Raw genomic sequence first — 15421 nt, forward strand, 5'->3', positions numbered from 1 at the left:
GCCAGTGCCGGGTCTCCCGCCCACCTCACCTAGACTCGGGCGCATGGCTGTCCTCGACAAGATCTCCGCGCCGCGCGACCTGCGCGCACTCTCCGAGGACGAGCTCACCCAGCTCGCGGCCGAGATCCGCGACCTCCTCATCCGGACGGTCGCGACCAACACCGGTCATCTGGGGCCCAACCTGGGCGTGGTCGAGCTCACTCTCGCGATCCACCGGGTCTTCGACTCCCCGCGCGACAAGATCGTCTTCGACACCGGCCACCAGTCCTACGTGCACAAGCTGGTCACCGGCCGGGCCGCGAGCTTCGGCACCCTCCGGCGCGAGGGCGGCCTGAGCGGCTACCCGAGCCGTACCGAGTCCGATCACGACCTCGTCGAGAACTCCCACGCCTCGACCGCGCTCAGCTACGCCGACGGCCTGGCCAAGGCGTACGCCATCCGCGGCGAGGACCGGCACACCGTGGCCGTGGTCGGCGACGGCGCGCTCACCGGCGGGATGGCCTGGGAGGCGCTCAACAACATCGCGATCCAGCACGACAGCCGGCTCGTGATCGTGGTCAACGACAACGGGCGCTCGTACACCCCGACCATCGGCGGGCTCGCGACGGCGCTCACCGCGCTGCGCACGAACCCGCGCTACGAGACGGTGCTCGAGGCGGTCAAGAAGCGGCTCAACGCTGTGCCCGGTGTGGGACCCGCGGCCTACGACGCGCTCCACGCGATGAAGAAGGGGCTCAAGGACGCACTCGCGCCGCAGGGGCTCTTCGAGGACCTCGGTCTGAAGTACGTCGGCCCGGTTGACGGCCACGACCGCGCCGCGATGGAGCACGCACTGAGCCAGGCCAAGCGTTTCGGAGGCCCGGTGATCGTGCACGCGATCACCCGCAAGGGCTTCGGCTACGACCCTGCGGAGCGCCACGAGGCCGACCAGTTCCACGCGCCGGGGCCCTTCGACGTCCAGACCGGGCTCGAGCGGCCCAAGGGCCTCATCTGGACCGACCACTTCGCCGAGCACATGGTGCAGATCGGCGCCCGCCGGCCCGACGTTGTCGCCATCACCGCGGCGATGATGCACCCGGTCGGCCTCGACCAGTTCCAGGCCCGCTTCCCCGATCGGACCTTCGACGTCGGGATCGCCGAGCAGCACGCTGCGACCTCGGCCGCCGGCCTGGCCCTCGGCGGTCTGCACCCCGTCTTCGCGGTCTACGCGACCTTCCTGAACCGCGCCTTCGACCAGGTGCTGATGGACGTGGCCCTCCACAAGTGCGGCGTGACGTTCGTGCTCGACCGCTCGGGAGTCACCGGCGACGACGGTGCCAGCCACAACGGCATGTGGGACCTGTCGATCCTCCAGGTCGTGCCCGGCCTGCGCCTCGCGGCGCCACGCGACGTGACCCGGATGCGGGAGCTGCTCGACGAGGCCGTCGAGGTCTCCGACGCGCCGACCGTGGTGCGGTTCCCGAAGGGCCCGCCGCCCGACGACATCAAGACGATCGACAGGGTGGGCGGGTGCGACGTGCTGGTCCGGGACGGCGCGCGCGACGTGCTCGTCGTCTCTGTCGGCGCGATGGCGCCGATGGCGGTGGACGTCGCCCAGCGGCTGGTGGCTCAGGGGATCGGCGTCACCGTCGTCGACCCACGCTGGGTCAAGCCGGTCGACCCCGCGCTGGTCGAGCTCTCCCGCACCCACCGCCGGGTGGTGACGATCGAGGACAACGGCCGCGTCGGCGGCGTCGGCGCCGTGCTCCTCCAGACGCTCAACGACGCCGGTGTGCGGACGCCGGTTCGCCTCCACGGGATCCCGCAGGAGTTCCTCGACCACGCGAAGCGCGCCGCGATCCTCGAGCGGGTGGGGCTGTCCGCGTCGGCCATCGCGCTGGACGTGCTGCACGACATCACAGCGGAGCCTGCGGCGGAGGATCGGGCGCTCCTCGATGTGGACGGGACCGCCTGACCCGAACCGCAGCCCGACCCGCCGCCCGTCGGCGATCCATCCGCTGCGGTTCCTGCTCCTGCCCGTCGTCCTCCTGGCCCTGCTGCCGCTCGCTGCGTGCTCGGACGACGCCCCGCCGCCGAGCTCCTCCGGTGGCGCCTTCGACGACGTCGCGCAGCTCATGCAGCGCACGCTCAATGTCCGCGCGGCCGCGCTGCGCCAGCGCGACGAGGCCCGGTTCCGTCGTACCCTCGACCGTTCGGACGCCGCGCTCGTCGAGCAGCAGGTGACCTACTTCCACAACATCTCCCAGCTGCCGGTCGGGGTGCTGCGCCTGCGGCTGGACGCCGACACGGTCACGCCCGAGGACGGCACCGGGGACTACTGGGCAGAGGTCGTCGTCGTCCTGCGTCTGGACGGGTACGACGCCGCAGCGGTGCGCACTCTCGACCGCTACCGGTTCACGCCCTCGAAGAACGGCGCGCGGATGGTGATCGCCTCGACCACGGACCACGCCTGGGAGGCCGACCGCCCGGGCAACGCCCAGCCGTGGGACCTGGGACGCGTGCACGTCGAGCAGGCAGTCGGGGTGCTGGGCATCTTCGACGACGCCACGGCCGACCACGCGGAGGCGGTCGTCGAGGCCGCCAGCAACGGGCAGTACGACGTCCGCGCGGTCGTGGGTGCCGACGACTCCCCGTCGAGCAGCGGCGTCGTCGTCTACTCACTGGCGGACCCAGCGTTCCTGCGTGGCCTCGCCGGCCGGACCGTCGGCGATCCGGACCGCGCCGACGGGCTCACCATCGCCGTCCCGGTCGACGCGTCCGACCTCAGTAAGGGCGTCGCGTCCTACCGGATGTTCCTCAATCCACGTGTCCTCGACGTGGAGCCCGGTGTCCTCGGCCGGCTGGTTCGGCACGAGCTCACCCACGCCACTCTCGGGAAGCGCGGCCACGGCGCGCCGCTCTGGCTGAGCGAGGGGATCGCGGAGTACGTCTCCGTCCGGCAGATGCCGCCCGGCCGTCGTCGGCTCCCCGCGAGCGCCCTGTCGGTCGGCGGGGCCGCGGAGGACCTGCCGGGGGAGGAGGAGTTCTCCGGCGCCCAGGCCGAGGCCTGGTACGCCGTTTCCTGGTGGGTCTGCGAGTACGTCGCGAGCACGTACGGCGAGCAGATGCTGTTCGAGCTGCTCGACCGCCTCGCGGACGGCGCCGACCAGGACGACGTCCTCCCCGAGGTGCTCGGCATCACACCGGCGCAGCTCACGCAGCGCGGTGTGGCACTGATGACAACCACCTACGACCGATAGGCGCACCGGGCCGCCACTAGGGTAGTTCCGTGACCACCCCAGCTCAGCCTTCGTCCCCGGGTCCGCGGCTGGTCCACATCGTCGACGAGGTGCCGGAGCTCGCCGGAGTGCAGGCACTGCCGATGATCGTCTCGCTGGAGGGCTTTCTCGACGCCGGCAACGCCGGCGCCCACGCGTGCAGCCACCTGGTCGGGCAGGGCGCGTTCTCCGAGGGCGGGGGAGCCGTGGTTGCGACCTTCGACGTCGACCAGCTGCACGACTACCGCGCCCGCCGCCCACCGATGACCTTCGCCCGCGACCACTACGAGGAGTACGACGCTCCGCGACTCGTGGTCCGGCTGCTGCGCGACACGGGCGGGTCGCCGTACCTCCTGCTGCACGGCTCGGAGCCGGACATCCGATGGGAGGCGTTCTGCCGCGGTGTGCTCGAGGTGGTCGAGCGCTTCGGCGTCGCGCTCGTCGTCTCGATGGGCTCGGTGCCGATGGCAGTGCCGCACACGCGGCCGATCGCCATCACCCATCACGCCAACAACCCCGGCCTGCTGACGGGCAGCAGCCCGTGGCGCGGTGAGCTCCGCATCCCGAGCAGCGCGCAGGCACTGCTCGAGCTGCGCCTGGGCGAGTGGGGCCACGACGCGCAGGGGTTCGTCGCGCACGTGCCGCACTACCTCGCCCAGCTCGACTACCCGCGGGCGTCGGTCGCCCTGCTCGAGGAGGTCGAGCTGGCGGCACGGCTGACGATCGACCTCACCGAGCTGCGCGAGCAGGCCGAGGAGCGCGAGGAGGAGATCAACCGCTACCTCGCGTCCAACGAGGAGGTGCGCGACGTCGTGGTCGCCCTCGAGCAGCAGTACGACACCTTCGCCCGGGCCGAGGAGGAGGGCAGCAGCCTGCTCGCCGAGGACGAGCCGCTGCCGACCGGCGAGGAGATCGGGCGCCAGTTCGAGCAGTTCCTGGCAGGCCTCGAGGGCCCCGAGGAGTCCGGAGGCGGCCAGTGAGCGAGGAGACGGAGCGCAGCGGCGTCGACATGTGCGATGCAACCCGGCAGCTGGTGTCGCTGCTCGACCTCGAGCGACTGGACACCGATCTCTTCCGAGGCAAGCAGCCCGAGACCGTGCGGCAGCGGGTCTACGGCGGCCAGGTGGCCGCGCAGGCGCTGATCGCCGCATCCCGGACGGTCGGTGAGGATTTGCACGTGCACTCGCTGCACTCCTACTTCCTGCTGCCGGGCGACTACAACGTGCCGATCATCTACGACGTCGAGCGGATCCGGGACGGCAAGTCGTTCGCGACCCGCCGGGTGCTGGCGCGCCAGCACGGCCGTCCGATCTACTACCAGTCGCTGAGCTTCCAGCGCAGGGAGGACGGTCTCACGCACCAGGACGCGATGCCCCAGGTGAAGCAGCCCGACGAGGGCCTCGACCTGGTGGAGCTGATGCAGAAGCGCGGCACGGACGACGGACTGGGCAAGGAGTGGGCCGCGCTCGACGTGCGCTGGCTGGGCAACTCGTCGTACGGCCTGGACCCCGACCCGCTCCACCCGTCGAAGACGCAGCTGTGGATCCGGGTCGACGGACGACTGTCGGACGACCCGATGGAGCACCTGGCGACGTTCACCTATGCCAGCGACGTCTCGCTCCTCGGCGCCGCGCTGGCAGCTCACAAGGACACCGACCCGACCAAGATTCAGATGGCCTCGCTGGACCACACCATCTGGTTCCACCGGCCGTTCCGTGCTGACCAGTGGTGGCTCTACGACCAGTGGTCGCCCTCGGCCGGGGGAGCCCGCGGGCTTGCGCTGGGCCGGGTGTTCACCCAGGACGGCACGCTCGTGGCCACCGTGGCCCAAGAAGGGCTCATCCGACGGTTGGATAACCCGAGCGCGTCTCCGGCGTAGGGCGGCCAGCGAGCTGCCGACGACGCCTCCCGCCGCGCTGCCGGCCGGCAGCGCGGCGGGGACGTCAGAGGGCGGTGGTGCGACCCACCAGGTGGGGCGCGCCGTTCTTCGGGTTGACCAGGGTGAAGTCCCACCCGGCCGGATTCTGCTCGGCGCCGAACTGCACCTTGCCGGGAAGGAAGATCGGCTTCTTGAAGGCCACCGACACGTTGACGGCGTCGGGGAACCGGTTCTCCAGCGCGGCGATGCACCGCGCCTTGCTCCACATGCCGTGGGCGATGTGCCTGGGGAAGCCAAGCACCTTCGCGGTCAACGGGTAGAGGTGGATCGGGTTCCGGTCCCCGGAGACCGCGCCGTAGGTCCGGCCGATGTTCTCCGGGACGCTCCAGACCGGGCCCTTGGCCTGCACCTGCGCGAACGTGGAGCCGGGCTCCGCCTCCGGGTCGCCCTTCCCGACCCGGAGGTACGTCGACACCGACTCCCAGACCACCTCGTCACCCACGGTCGCGGTGACGTTCATGTCCCAGGCGCGGCCCTTGGTGCTCGCCCGCAGGTCGGCGGCCTTCAGCGACAGCGACACAGTCTCGCCGATGGCGACCGGACGGTGCTGGGTGATGGAGTTCTCCAGGTGCACCGAACCGATCGCCGGGAACGGGAAGGAGGCGTCGGTCATCAGCGCCATGTGGAGGGGGAAGGCCAGCATGTGCAGGTAGGGCACCGGGGCCACGTCCTTGCGGGGGAAGCCGCAGACCGCCGCGTACCGGTCCACCTCGGAACGGGTGACCGCGACGTCCTCGCGGCGCAGCTCCAGAGGGGGGAGATCCTTGCCGGTCTTCCTCACGCCGGGCAGCTGGTTGACCCCGGGGACCGCCGGGAGGGCGGCCTTCACCATGGTGCCGAGTCCGCCGCCACCGTCGACGACCTTCACGGGCGTGCCCATCTCAGGCGCCCAGCATCATCTGGCCGCAGACCCGGACCACGTTGCCGTTGACGGCGCGGGAGGCGGGGTTGGCGTACCAGGCGATGGTCTCGGCGACGTCGATCGGGAGACCGCCCTGCGCCATCGCGTTGAGCCGCTGGCCGACCTCACGGGTCGCGAACGGCACCGCAGCGGTCATCTGGGTGATGATGAAGCCGGGGGCGACCGCGTTGATGGTGATGTCGTCGTCGAGCTCGTCGGCGAACGCGTCGACGAGGCCGATCACGCCGGCCTTCGAGGCTGCGTAGTTGGTCTGACCCACGTTGCCCGCGATGCCGGCGATGGACGCCACGCCGATGATCGAGCCGCCCTTCTTGATGACCTTCTGGTCGAGCAGCTCGCGGGTGATCAGCTCGGGTGCGGTCAGGTTGACGCTGATGACCGACGTCCAGCGGTCGCCCTTGTCGCTCGGCGCCATGTTCGCCAACTTGCGGTCGCGGGTGATGCCGGCGTTGTGAACCACGACGTCGACGCCGCCGTGCTTCTCCTTGAGGTGGTGCGCGATCCGCTGCGGTGCGTCCGTGGCGGTGATGTCGAGGGACAACCAGTCGCCCTCGAGCTCCTTCATCACGCCCTGCAGCTCGCTGGCCGCCTGCGGCACGTCGACCCCCACGACGGTGGCGCCGTCGCGGTGCAGCACGCGGGCGATGGCCTCGCCGATGCCGCGGCTGGCGCCGGTCACGAGCGCGACCTTGCCCGCGAGGGGCCTGGTCCAGTCGGCCAGGTCGGGGACGTCCTGCTTGCCGTGGGCGCCGACGCGCACGACCTGGCCGGAGACGTAGGCCGACTTGGGCGAGAGCAGGAACGCGAGGGTGCTGAGCACGCCGGCCTCCGCGCCCTCGGCGACGTAGACCAGCTGGACGGTGCTGCCACGCCCGATCTCCTTCCCGAGGCTGCGAGTGAAGCCTTCGAGCGCACGCTGGGCGATCCGCTCGGAGCCCTTGGCCAGCTCAGGCGGGGTGCCGATCACCACGACCCGGCCGCACGACTCGAGGCTGCGCAGCACCGGGGTGAAGAAGTCACGGAGCGCGACCAGGTCGTCGGCGCTCTTGAGCGAGGTCGCATCGAAGACCAGCCCCTTGACCTTCTGGCCCTCGGCGACGGAGACGGTCGAGGAGACGCCGGCCAGGTCGAGCAGGCCGGGAAGCGACTCGGCGAGGCGGCCGGTGCCGCCCACCAGGACGGTGCCGTCGACGAGAGGCGCGCCCTCGTCGTACCGCTCGAGCTTGACGGGGGCAGGGAGGCCGAGGTTCTTGACCAGAACCTTGCCGATCGGGGTGGAGACGAAGCCCTGGTACTTGTCACTCATGGCTGGATCGATGCCTCTGCTGGTAGAAGGTGGTTGGTCCACGGGACAGACCCGCTCAGCGTCTATGTAACTAGACGTGTAACTCGGAGTCCACATTTCGTGATCTGGCACTCAAACGGTTCTCTCCGGGACGCATGCGCGTGAGGATAGGAACCATGGCTAACACTGTTCGTCGGGCCGCTGTCATCGGTGGCAACCGCATTCCCTTCGCCCGTTCCAACGGCGCCTACTCCACCGCGTCCAACCAGGAGATGCTCACCGCTGCCCTGGACGGTCTCGTCGTGCGCTTCGGACTCGAGGGTGAGCGCATCGGCGAGGTTGCCGGCGGCGCCGTGCTAAAGCATGCCCGTGACTTCAACCTGGTCCGCGAGTCGGTGCTCGGCACCAAGCTCGCGCCGGAGACGGCCGCGGTCGACCTCCAGCAGGCCTGCGGCACCGGGCTCCAGGCGATCAACTACATCGCCAACAAGATCAAGCTGGGCCAGCTCGAGTCCGGGATCGGCGGCGGCACCGACACCACGTCCGACGCGCCCATCGCGATCAGCGAGAAGCTCCGCAAGAAGCTGCTCCAGCTCAACAACGCCCGTGACCTGAAGGCGCGGCTCGCCGTGCTCGCCACGATCCGCCCCGGAGACATCGGCCTGGCGGTCCCCTCCAACGGGGAGCCCCGCACCAAGCTGTCGATGGGCGACCACCAGGCCCTGACCGCGTTGGAGTGGCAGATCACCCGCGAGGCGCAGGACGAGCTCGCCGTGACATCCCACCACAACCTCGCGAAGTCCTACGACGAGGGCTGGCAGGACGATCTGATCACCGCCTTCCGCGGCCTCGAGCGCGACAACAACCTGCGCGCCGACTCGTCGCTGGAGAAGCTCGCGAAGCTCAAGCCGGTCTTCGGCAAGGGTGAGGCGGCCACGATGACCGCCGGCAACTCGACCCCGCTGACCGACGGCGCGTCCGCGGTGCTGCTCGCGTCGGAGGAGTGGGCACAGGAGCGCGGCCTCGAGCCGCTCGCCTACTTCGTCGACTCCGAGGTGGCCGCGGTCGACTTCGTCAACGGCAAGGAGGGCCTGCTGATGGCCCCGGCCTACGCCGTCCCTCGGCTGCTGGCGCGTCACGGCCTCACGCTGCAGGACTTCGACTTCTACGAGATCCACGAGGCGTTCGCCTCCCAGGTGCTCTCGACCCTCAAGGCCTGGGAGGACCCGGTGTTCTGCAAGGAGCGCCTCGGCCTCGACGCCCCGCTGGGCTCGATCGACCGCAGCAAGCTCAACGTCAAGGGATCCTCGCTCGCCGCGGGCCACCCGTTCTCCGCGACCGGCGGCCGGATCGTGGCCAACACCGCCAAGCTCCTCAACGAGAAGGGCTCGGGCCGCGCGCTGATCTCGGTGTGCGCCGCCGGCGGCCAGGGCGTCGTCGCGATCCTGGAGCGCTGAGCACACGCCTCGGCCGACGTCGTACGACGTGAGCGGGCCCGTCCGGAGTTCCGGGCGGGCCCGCTTCGCGCAGGTTCATCAAGGCGCTCGCGCAGCTTTATCAAGGTATGCAGGCGAGTCGTCACTTCCCGTGCCGAGCATGGCCTGGGAAGTGCGGGCTCGGCTGCATACCTTGATGAACCGTCGTCCGCTGCCCGCGGCTGTCAGACGCTGACCCGGTGCGGAGAGACCAGCGCGAGCGCGGAGGTGACCAGGTAGGACCGCACCTGGGCGGCCGAGATCTGGCCGACGGTGGGAACCCCAGGGGCGACCTCGCTGACCAGGATGCCCAGGCGGGCGAGCTGGAGCGCGCCGAGTCCGCTCGCGTAGAGGGTGTTGGCCAACAGCACCGGATCCTCGGTGAGCGTGAAGACGCCCTGCTCCGCACCGGCGGTGAGGGTGGCGGACAGGATGTTCAGGCACGACGTGATGCCGCGGCCGAGCCGGAACAGTGCGCCCTCGGAGATCTCGTCGAGCAGCTCCGCGCCCGGCCGGATCATCAGCGCCTGTGCGCAGTCGACGAACGCAGGGTGGGCGACGCCGTAGTCCACGAACGCTCCGACGATCGCCGCGAGCTGCTCGCGGTGGTCGGGCGTGCCGACCGCGGCCGCCTGCATGGCGTCGTGCAGCTCCTCGAGATACCCGACCAAGGTGAGCGCGAAGAGCTCTTCCTTGCCGGTGAAGTGCCGGTAGACGATCGCGCGGTTGATGCCGACCGCACTGGCGATCTCCTCGATCTGCACGTCACGAACGCCCTTGGAGTCGAAGAGCTCTCGAGTCGCCGCGATGATCTCCGCCTCGCGCGCGCGACGCCGGGCGGCCGCCGCCCGGCGACGCCCGTCCGAGGCCGGTGTGGTGCTCATGAGCCGCAGTGTACGGGCTGTGCAACTCGGTGTTGCAACATCGCCGAGCGCCGGGTCGTTACGTCACACCATTTCCGCCTGAATGCGCGGGTCGTCCGTGAAGGGGGACCCGACGCCGAGCGCCGATCACGGGGCGGCGATGATTCGCGTCGATGCCTCAATGCCGAGCTTGCCCGCGTGGGCCGAGACAGGGGTTGACGGCCGTCATGTTAGCGCTCACAATCCCATGTGAACGCTCACATCTGTGACCGTCGTCTCACCGAGGGAGGCCAGCCCCATGTCGTTCGGGAACCCGATGCTGTCGGTACCGGCTCCGGCGCGCTGTCCGGACGTGGGCTTGCAGAGACCCTGATCTCACCTCACTGACGGGGGACCTCCTGGCCCTCCGTCGACGCTGGCAGCACCTTGCGAGACATGTCTCGGGAGTCGCAAGAAAAGGCCGCCGACCACCGACTGGCAGGGATCTGAGCAGACCCCCGGCCGCAGGGTGCGGGACGGACCCGACCCGAGTTCCGAATGGAGAACGTACGTGCGAAAGCTACTCACCACCGCCACGGCGGCAGCACTCATGATGGGCCTCGCCGCTTGCGGCGGGGACAGCGACGCCGGCAGCGATGGCAAGGGAACCATCGGTGTCGCGATGCCGACCAAGTCCTCTGAGCGCTGGATCGACGACGGCAACAACATCAAGGCGCAGCTCGAGGACGCCGGCTACGACGTCGACCTGCAGTACGCCGAGGACGACATTCCCACCCAGGTCTCCCAGGTCGAGAACATGGTCACCAAGGGCGTCGACATGCTGGTCATCGCTGCGATCGACGGAACCGCACTGGGCGAGGTCCTGGAGACCGCGGAGAGCCAGGACATCGAGGTCATCGCCTACGACCGGCTGATCCGTGACTCCGACTCCGTCGACTACTACACGACGTTCGACAACTTCCAGGTCGGCGTGCTGCAGGCCGAGTCGCTGGTCAAGGGTCTGGAGGAGCGCGGTGACGCTCCCTACAACGTCGAGCTGTTCGCCGGATCGCCGGACGACAACAACGCGACGTTCTTCTGGGAGGGCGCCATGTCCGTCCTGCAGCCGATGATCGACTCGGGCGACATCGTGGTCCCGTCCGGCCAGACCGACTTCGACCAGGCCGCGATCCTGCGCTGGGACCCTGCCACCGCGCAGAAGCGGATGGAGGACATCCTCACCGGCACCTACGCCAGTAAGACGGTCGAAGGGGTTCTCTCGCCGTACGACGGCCTCTCGCTCGGCATCATCGCCGCCCTGGAGGGCAACGGCTACGGCCCGGGCGGCAAGGACCTGCCGGTCGTCACCGGTCAGGACGCCGAGGTCCAGTCCGTCAAGTCGATCATGGCCGGCGAGCAGTACTCGACGATCTTCAAGGACACCCGTGAGCTGGCCAATGTCACCGTGGACATGATCACCGCGATCGGTGCGGGCGACGAGCCGGAGGTCAACGACACCGAGACCTACGACAACGGGGTCAAGGTGGTCCCGTCGTACCTGCTCGAGCCCGTCGTCGTCGAGAAGGCCGACGTCCAGAAGGTGCTCGTGGACTCGGGCTACTTCACCGCCGACGAGCTCAAGTAGCGCCCGACCGTCTGCTCCCCGGGTGGCGCGAGCTTCTCGTTGCTCGCGCCACCCGGGGACCGTTCTCAGAAAGGGAGGACACGAGGTGCCCGAGCCCATTCTCCAGATGCGGTCCATCACGAAGCGGTTTCCCGGAGTTCTCGCCCTCAGCGACGTCGACCTAGTCGTGGCGCGCGGAGCGATCCATGCCATCTGTGGTGAGAACGGCGCCGGCAAGTCGACGCTGATGAAGGTGCTCAGCGGCGTCTACCCGCACGGCTCCTACGAGGGTGAGATCGTCTTCGACGGCAGGACTGTCGAGTTCTCCAACATCCGCCACAGCGAGGCCGCCGGGATCGTCATCATCCACCAGGAGCTGGCGCTCATCCCCGAGCTCTCGATCGCGGAGAACATCTTCCTGGGCAATGAGAACACCCGGCGCGGAGTCATCGACTGGGACGCGACCAACCATCGTGCGATCGAGCTGATGGCGCGGGTCGGGCTGAGCGAGAACCCCCTGACCCCGGTGAAGCACCTGGGCATCGGCAAGCAGCAGCTGGTCGAGATCGCCAAGGCGCTGAGCAAGGACGTCAAGCTCCTGATCCTGGACGAGCCGACCGCCGCCCTCAACGACGACGACTCCGCGCACCTGCTGGACCTGCTGAAGGGCCTGCAGGGCAAGGGCATCACCTCGATCATGATCAGCCACAAGCTGAACGAGATCGAGCGGGTCAGCGACGCGATCACGATCATCCGCGATGGTCGGACGATCGAGACGCTGGACGTGCGCGCCGGCGACGTCGACGAGGACCGGATCATCCGGGGCATGGTCGGGCGAGACCTCGACCATCGGTTCCCCGACCACGAACCGGAGATCGGGGACGTGCTCTTCGAGCTCGAGGACTGGCGGGTCAGCCACCCCGACGACCACAGCCGGGTCGTGATCAAGGACGCCAACCTCACGGTGCGAAGCGGAGAGATCGTCGGCATCGCCGGTCTGATGGGGGCCGGTCGCACGGAGCTCGCCCGGAGCGTGTTCGGGCGCTCCTACGGCAGCCGGCACGCTGGCCGGTTGCGCCTCGAGGGTCGTGAGCTGGTCCTGCGCAGCGTCCACGACGCCATCCGCGCCGGTATCGCCTACGTCAGCGAGGATCGCAAGGGGCTCGGACTGAACCTCCTGGACGACATCAAGACCTCGGTCACCGCGGCCGGTCTGGATCGACTCCGCCGGGGGGTCGCCGTCGACGAGCGCGAAGAGGTCGTGGTCGCCGAGAGCTACCGCCGCAGCTTCAACATCAAGGCGCCCAGTGTGACCGTCGGCGTCGGCAAGCTGTCGGGCGGCAACCAGCAGAAGGTCGTCCTCAGCAAGTGGCTGTACACCGAGCCGAGGCTGCTCATCCTGGACGAGCCCACCCGTGGCATCGACGTCGGCGCCAAGTTCGAGATCTACGGCATCATCCAGGCCCTCGCCAAGCAGGGGAAGGGCGTGCTCGTCATCAGCTCCGAGCTGCCCGAGCTCCTCGGCCTCTGCGACCGGATCTACACCCTCGCCGAAGGCGTGATCACCCATGAGTTCACCCGTGAGGACGCGAGCCAGGAAGGGCTCATGCGTCACATGACTGCGGATGCGAGATAACCAATGAACACCCTGACCAAGACGCTGCGCGGGAACATCCGCCAGTACGGCATGATCATCGCGCTCGCGGCGATCGTGATCCTGTTCCAGATCACCACCGACGGCATCCTGCTCAAGCCGCTCAACGTGTCCAACCTGGTGGTCCAGAACGCGCAGATCCTGATCCTCGCCATCGGGATGGTGCTGGTGATCGTGGCCCGGCACATCGACCTGTCGGTCGGGTCCGTCGCTGCGTTCGTCGGCGCGGTGGGCGCGATCTTGATGACCAAGCACGACGTGCCCTGGATGCTGGCGGTGATCCTGTGCCTCGCCCTCGGCGCGCTCATCGGAGCGTGGCACGGCTTCTGGGTCGCGTACGTCGGCATCCCGGCCTTCATCGTGACCTTGGCGAGCATGCTCCTCTTCCGAGGCTTGACGCTCGTGGTGCTCGAGGGCGCCACCGTCGGTGGGCTCCCGGAGGGCTTCAAGGACATCGGCAACGGCTTCCTGCCCGAGGTGGGCCCCGACACCGGGCTGCACAACCTCACCCTGGCCCTCGGCGTGATCCTCGTCGCCGTGCTGGTGGTGCTCGACTACCGCAAGCGACTGGCCTCGAGGCGCTACAACTTCGACGTCCTCCCGCTGCCGCTCTTCCTGATCAAGCAGGGCGTCATCGGAGCCGTCATCATCGAGTTCGCCTACCTGCTGGCCGACGCGCGCGGTCTGCCGATCGTCGGGCTCATCCTGTTCGTGCTCATCGGCGTCTACACGTTCATCATGAAGCGCACGATCTTCGGCCGACACGTCTACGCCATCGGCGGCAACGTCGAAGCGGCCACGATGTCGGGCGTCAACACCAAGCGCGTGGACTTCCTGGTCATGATGAACATGGGCATGCTGGCGGGTCTGGCCGGCCTGGTCACCACCGCCCGTCTCACGGCCGCCAACCCCAAGGCAGGCGTCAACTTCGAGCTCGACGCGATCGCCGCGGCGTTCATCGGGGGCGCCGCCGTCACCGGCGGTGTCGGCACGGTGATCGGCGCCATCATCGGCGGGCTCGTCATGGGTGTCCTCAACAACGGCATGTCGCTCCAGGGTGTGTCGATCGACTGGCAGCAGGCCATCAAGGGCCTGGTCCTCCTCGCCGCCGTCGCCTTCGACGTCTGGAACAAGAAGCGCACCGCGGGTGGCGGTGGCGCCGGTGCCGAAGCGCCGCAGACGACAGCCCCACCACCCGACGAGCTGGTCGACAAGCTCGACGACGTGGACATACCCGAGCCCGCTGTCCCACGGCCCTGAGCAGGATGCCGGCCGGCGAGCTGCAGTCGAGGCCCGCTGGCCGGCACCATCAGAGCAACGCGCGGACCGTGTCGATCGTGTCCGCCTCATCGGCGGTCTTGTCGTCGCGGTAGCGCACGACCCGCGCGAACCGGAGGGCCAGCCCGCCGGGATAGCGGCTGGAGCGCTGGAGACCGTCGAAGGCGATCTCCACGACCTGCTCGGGGCGGACCCTGACCACCCATCCGTCGTCCTCGACGGCGAGCTCGCGGAACCGCTCTGTCTGCCAGCGCAGCATCTCGTCCGTCATCCCCTTGAACGTCTTCCCGAGCATCACGAAGCCCGTGGGGGAGGACGGGTCGCGAGCGCCCAGGTGGATGTTGGAGAGCCAGCCTCGCCGGCGGCCGGAGCCGTGCTCGACGGCCAGCACCACCAGGTCCAGGGTGTGCACCGGCTTCACCTTCACCCACGCGGACCCGCGGCGTCCGGCCTCGTACGCGGCGTCGGCCGACTTCACCACGACGCCCTCGTGGCCGGCGGCGAGGATCTCCCGGCTGAACGCCTCGGCCAGCTCCGGATCGGTGCCCTGCCAGCGGCGGACCCGGTGCTCGGCCGGCACCAGCGCGTCGAGCACCGCCCACCGCTCGGCCGCCGGCAGGTCGATCAGGTCGCGGCCGTCGAGGTGCAGCACGTCGAAGAAGTACGGCGTCACGACCGTCGCGCTCCGGTCGACGCCGGAGGCGGTCCGCGAGGCGGTCTCCTGGAACGGCCGCGGCCTGCCGTCGGCACCGACCGAGAGCGCCTCACCGTCCAGCACCAGTCGCTGAGCGGGGAGACCTCGGACGATCTCCACGATCTCGGGCAGCCGGTGGGTGACGTCGTCCAGGCTGCGCGTCGCCACCATGACGTCGTCCCCGTCGCGGTGCACCTGGATCCGGATGCCGTCCAGCTTCGCGTCCACGGCGACCTCGCGATCGCGGCCGCCGGCGGCCTTCGCGAGCGCCGCAGCCACGTCCGGTGCCGACGACGCGAGCATCGGCAGCACCGGGCGACCGACGGTGAGGCCGACCCGCTCCAGGGCAGCGACGCCCTCGAACGCCGCGTCGACGACGTAGGTCGCGCCGCCCGCGAGCATCGCGGCCCGTCGAACCGCGGCCAGCGGCACGTCGGCCGCGAGGGCGAGT

12 protein-coding genes are annotated in these 15421 nt (G+C 69.5%); 8 read left to right on the forward strand and 4 right to left on the reverse strand.

What is annotated here, in order from left to right; all coding sequences use genetic code 11:
• The first annotated feature begins 43 nt into the window (after window positions 1-43).
• From dxs to E7Z54_RS11135, 4 genes are read left to right on the forward strand one after another with little or no spacing between them, the layout of a single operon-like run.
• Complete coding sequence (gene dxs, locus E7Z54_RS11120; protein ID WP_136433685.1) at window positions 44-1954, forward strand: 1-deoxy-D-xylulose-5-phosphate synthase; 1911 nt, start codon at window positions 44-46, stop codon at window positions 1952-1954.
• Complete coding sequence (locus E7Z54_RS11125; RefSeq protein WP_136433686.1) at window positions 1935-3239, forward strand: hypothetical protein; 1305 nt, start codon at window positions 1935-1937, stop codon at window positions 3237-3239. Before dxs ends, E7Z54_RS11125 begins: the two co-directional genes overlap by 20 nt.
• A 29-nt stretch (window positions 3240-3268) precedes the next feature.
• On the forward strand, window positions 3269-4237 hold the full coding sequence (locus E7Z54_RS11130) for a PAC2 family protein (protein WP_240769626.1): 969 nt from the start codon (window positions 3269-3271) through the stop codon (window positions 4235-4237).
• Window positions 4234-5136 carry an acyl-CoA thioesterase gene (locus tag E7Z54_RS11135; protein ID WP_346763541.1) on the forward strand — a complete coding sequence of 301 codons (903 nt, stop codon included), beginning with the start codon at window positions 4234-4236 and terminating at the stop codon, window positions 5134-5136. The genes E7Z54_RS11130 and E7Z54_RS11135 overlap by 4 nt, the downstream gene beginning before the upstream one ends.
• A gap of 64 nt (window positions 5137-5200) precedes the next feature.
• Here E7Z54_RS11135 and E7Z54_RS11140 read toward each other — a convergent pair whose 3' ends face one another.
• Together E7Z54_RS11140 and E7Z54_RS11145 are read right to left on the reverse strand one after the other, a co-directional pair.
• Window positions 5201-6076 carry a MaoC/PaaZ C-terminal domain-containing protein gene (locus E7Z54_RS11140; protein ID WP_136433688.1) on the reverse strand — a complete coding sequence of 292 codons (876 nt, stop codon included), beginning with the start codon at window positions 6074-6076 and terminating at the stop codon, window positions 5201-5203.
• Between the two features lies 1 nt (window position 6077).
• Window positions 6078-7424, reverse strand: coding sequence for a 3-oxoacyl-ACP reductase (locus E7Z54_RS11145; protein WP_136433690.1), 1347 nt, complete (start codon window positions 7422-7424; stop codon window positions 6078-6080).
• A gap of 155 nt (window positions 7425-7579) precedes the next feature.
• On the opposite strand from E7Z54_RS11145, the gene E7Z54_RS11150 reads away from it, so the two are divergent.
• The gene (locus E7Z54_RS11150; protein ID WP_136433692.1) at window positions 7580-8860 is read left to right on the forward strand and encodes an acetyl-CoA C-acetyltransferase; all 1281 of its coding nucleotides are present in this window, start codon (window positions 7580-7582) and stop codon (window positions 8858-8860) included.
• Window positions 8861-9063: 203 nt separating this feature from the next.
• Here E7Z54_RS11150 and E7Z54_RS11155 read toward each other — a convergent pair whose 3' ends face one another.
• Window positions 9064-9762: a TetR/AcrR family transcriptional regulator gene (locus tag E7Z54_RS11155; RefSeq protein ID WP_136433694.1), complete on the reverse strand. Its 699-nt coding sequence runs from the start codon at window positions 9760-9762 to the stop codon at window positions 9064-9066.
• A gap of 529 nt (window positions 9763-10291) precedes the next feature.
• Between E7Z54_RS11155 and chvE the strand changes: the two genes are divergently transcribed.
• From chvE to mmsB, 3 genes are all read left to right on the forward strand, one after another.
• Complete coding sequence (chvE, locus tag E7Z54_RS11160) at window positions 10292-11365, forward strand: multiple monosaccharide ABC transporter substrate-binding protein (protein ID WP_276606221.1); 1074 nt, start codon at window positions 10292-10294, stop codon at window positions 11363-11365.
• An 85-nt stretch (window positions 11366-11450) separates the two neighbouring features.
• Complete coding sequence (gene mmsA, locus E7Z54_RS11165) at window positions 11451-12980, forward strand: multiple monosaccharide ABC transporter ATP-binding protein (RefSeq protein WP_206056149.1); 1530 nt, start codon at window positions 11451-11453, stop codon at window positions 12978-12980.
• 3 nt (window positions 12981-12983) lie between these two features.
• Window positions 12984-14258 (forward strand): multiple monosaccharide ABC transporter permease, encoded by a 1275-nt coding sequence (gene mmsB / locus E7Z54_RS11170; protein ID WP_136433695.1) that lies wholly within the window; start codon window positions 12984-12986, stop codon window positions 14256-14258.
• 49 nt (window positions 14259-14307) lie between these two features.
• Here the strand turns inward: mmsB and E7Z54_RS11175 are convergent.
• On the reverse strand, window positions 14308-15421 hold a 1114-nt coding region (locus E7Z54_RS11175), incomplete at its 5' end, for an RNA ligase family protein (protein ID WP_136433697.1).

It is taken from the genome of Nocardioides sp. (assembly GCF_004803405.1).
In the GTDB taxonomy this organism is placed as follows: domain Bacteria; phylum Actinomycetota; class Actinomycetes; order Propionibacteriales; family Nocardioidaceae; genus Nocardioides; species Nocardioides vastitatis.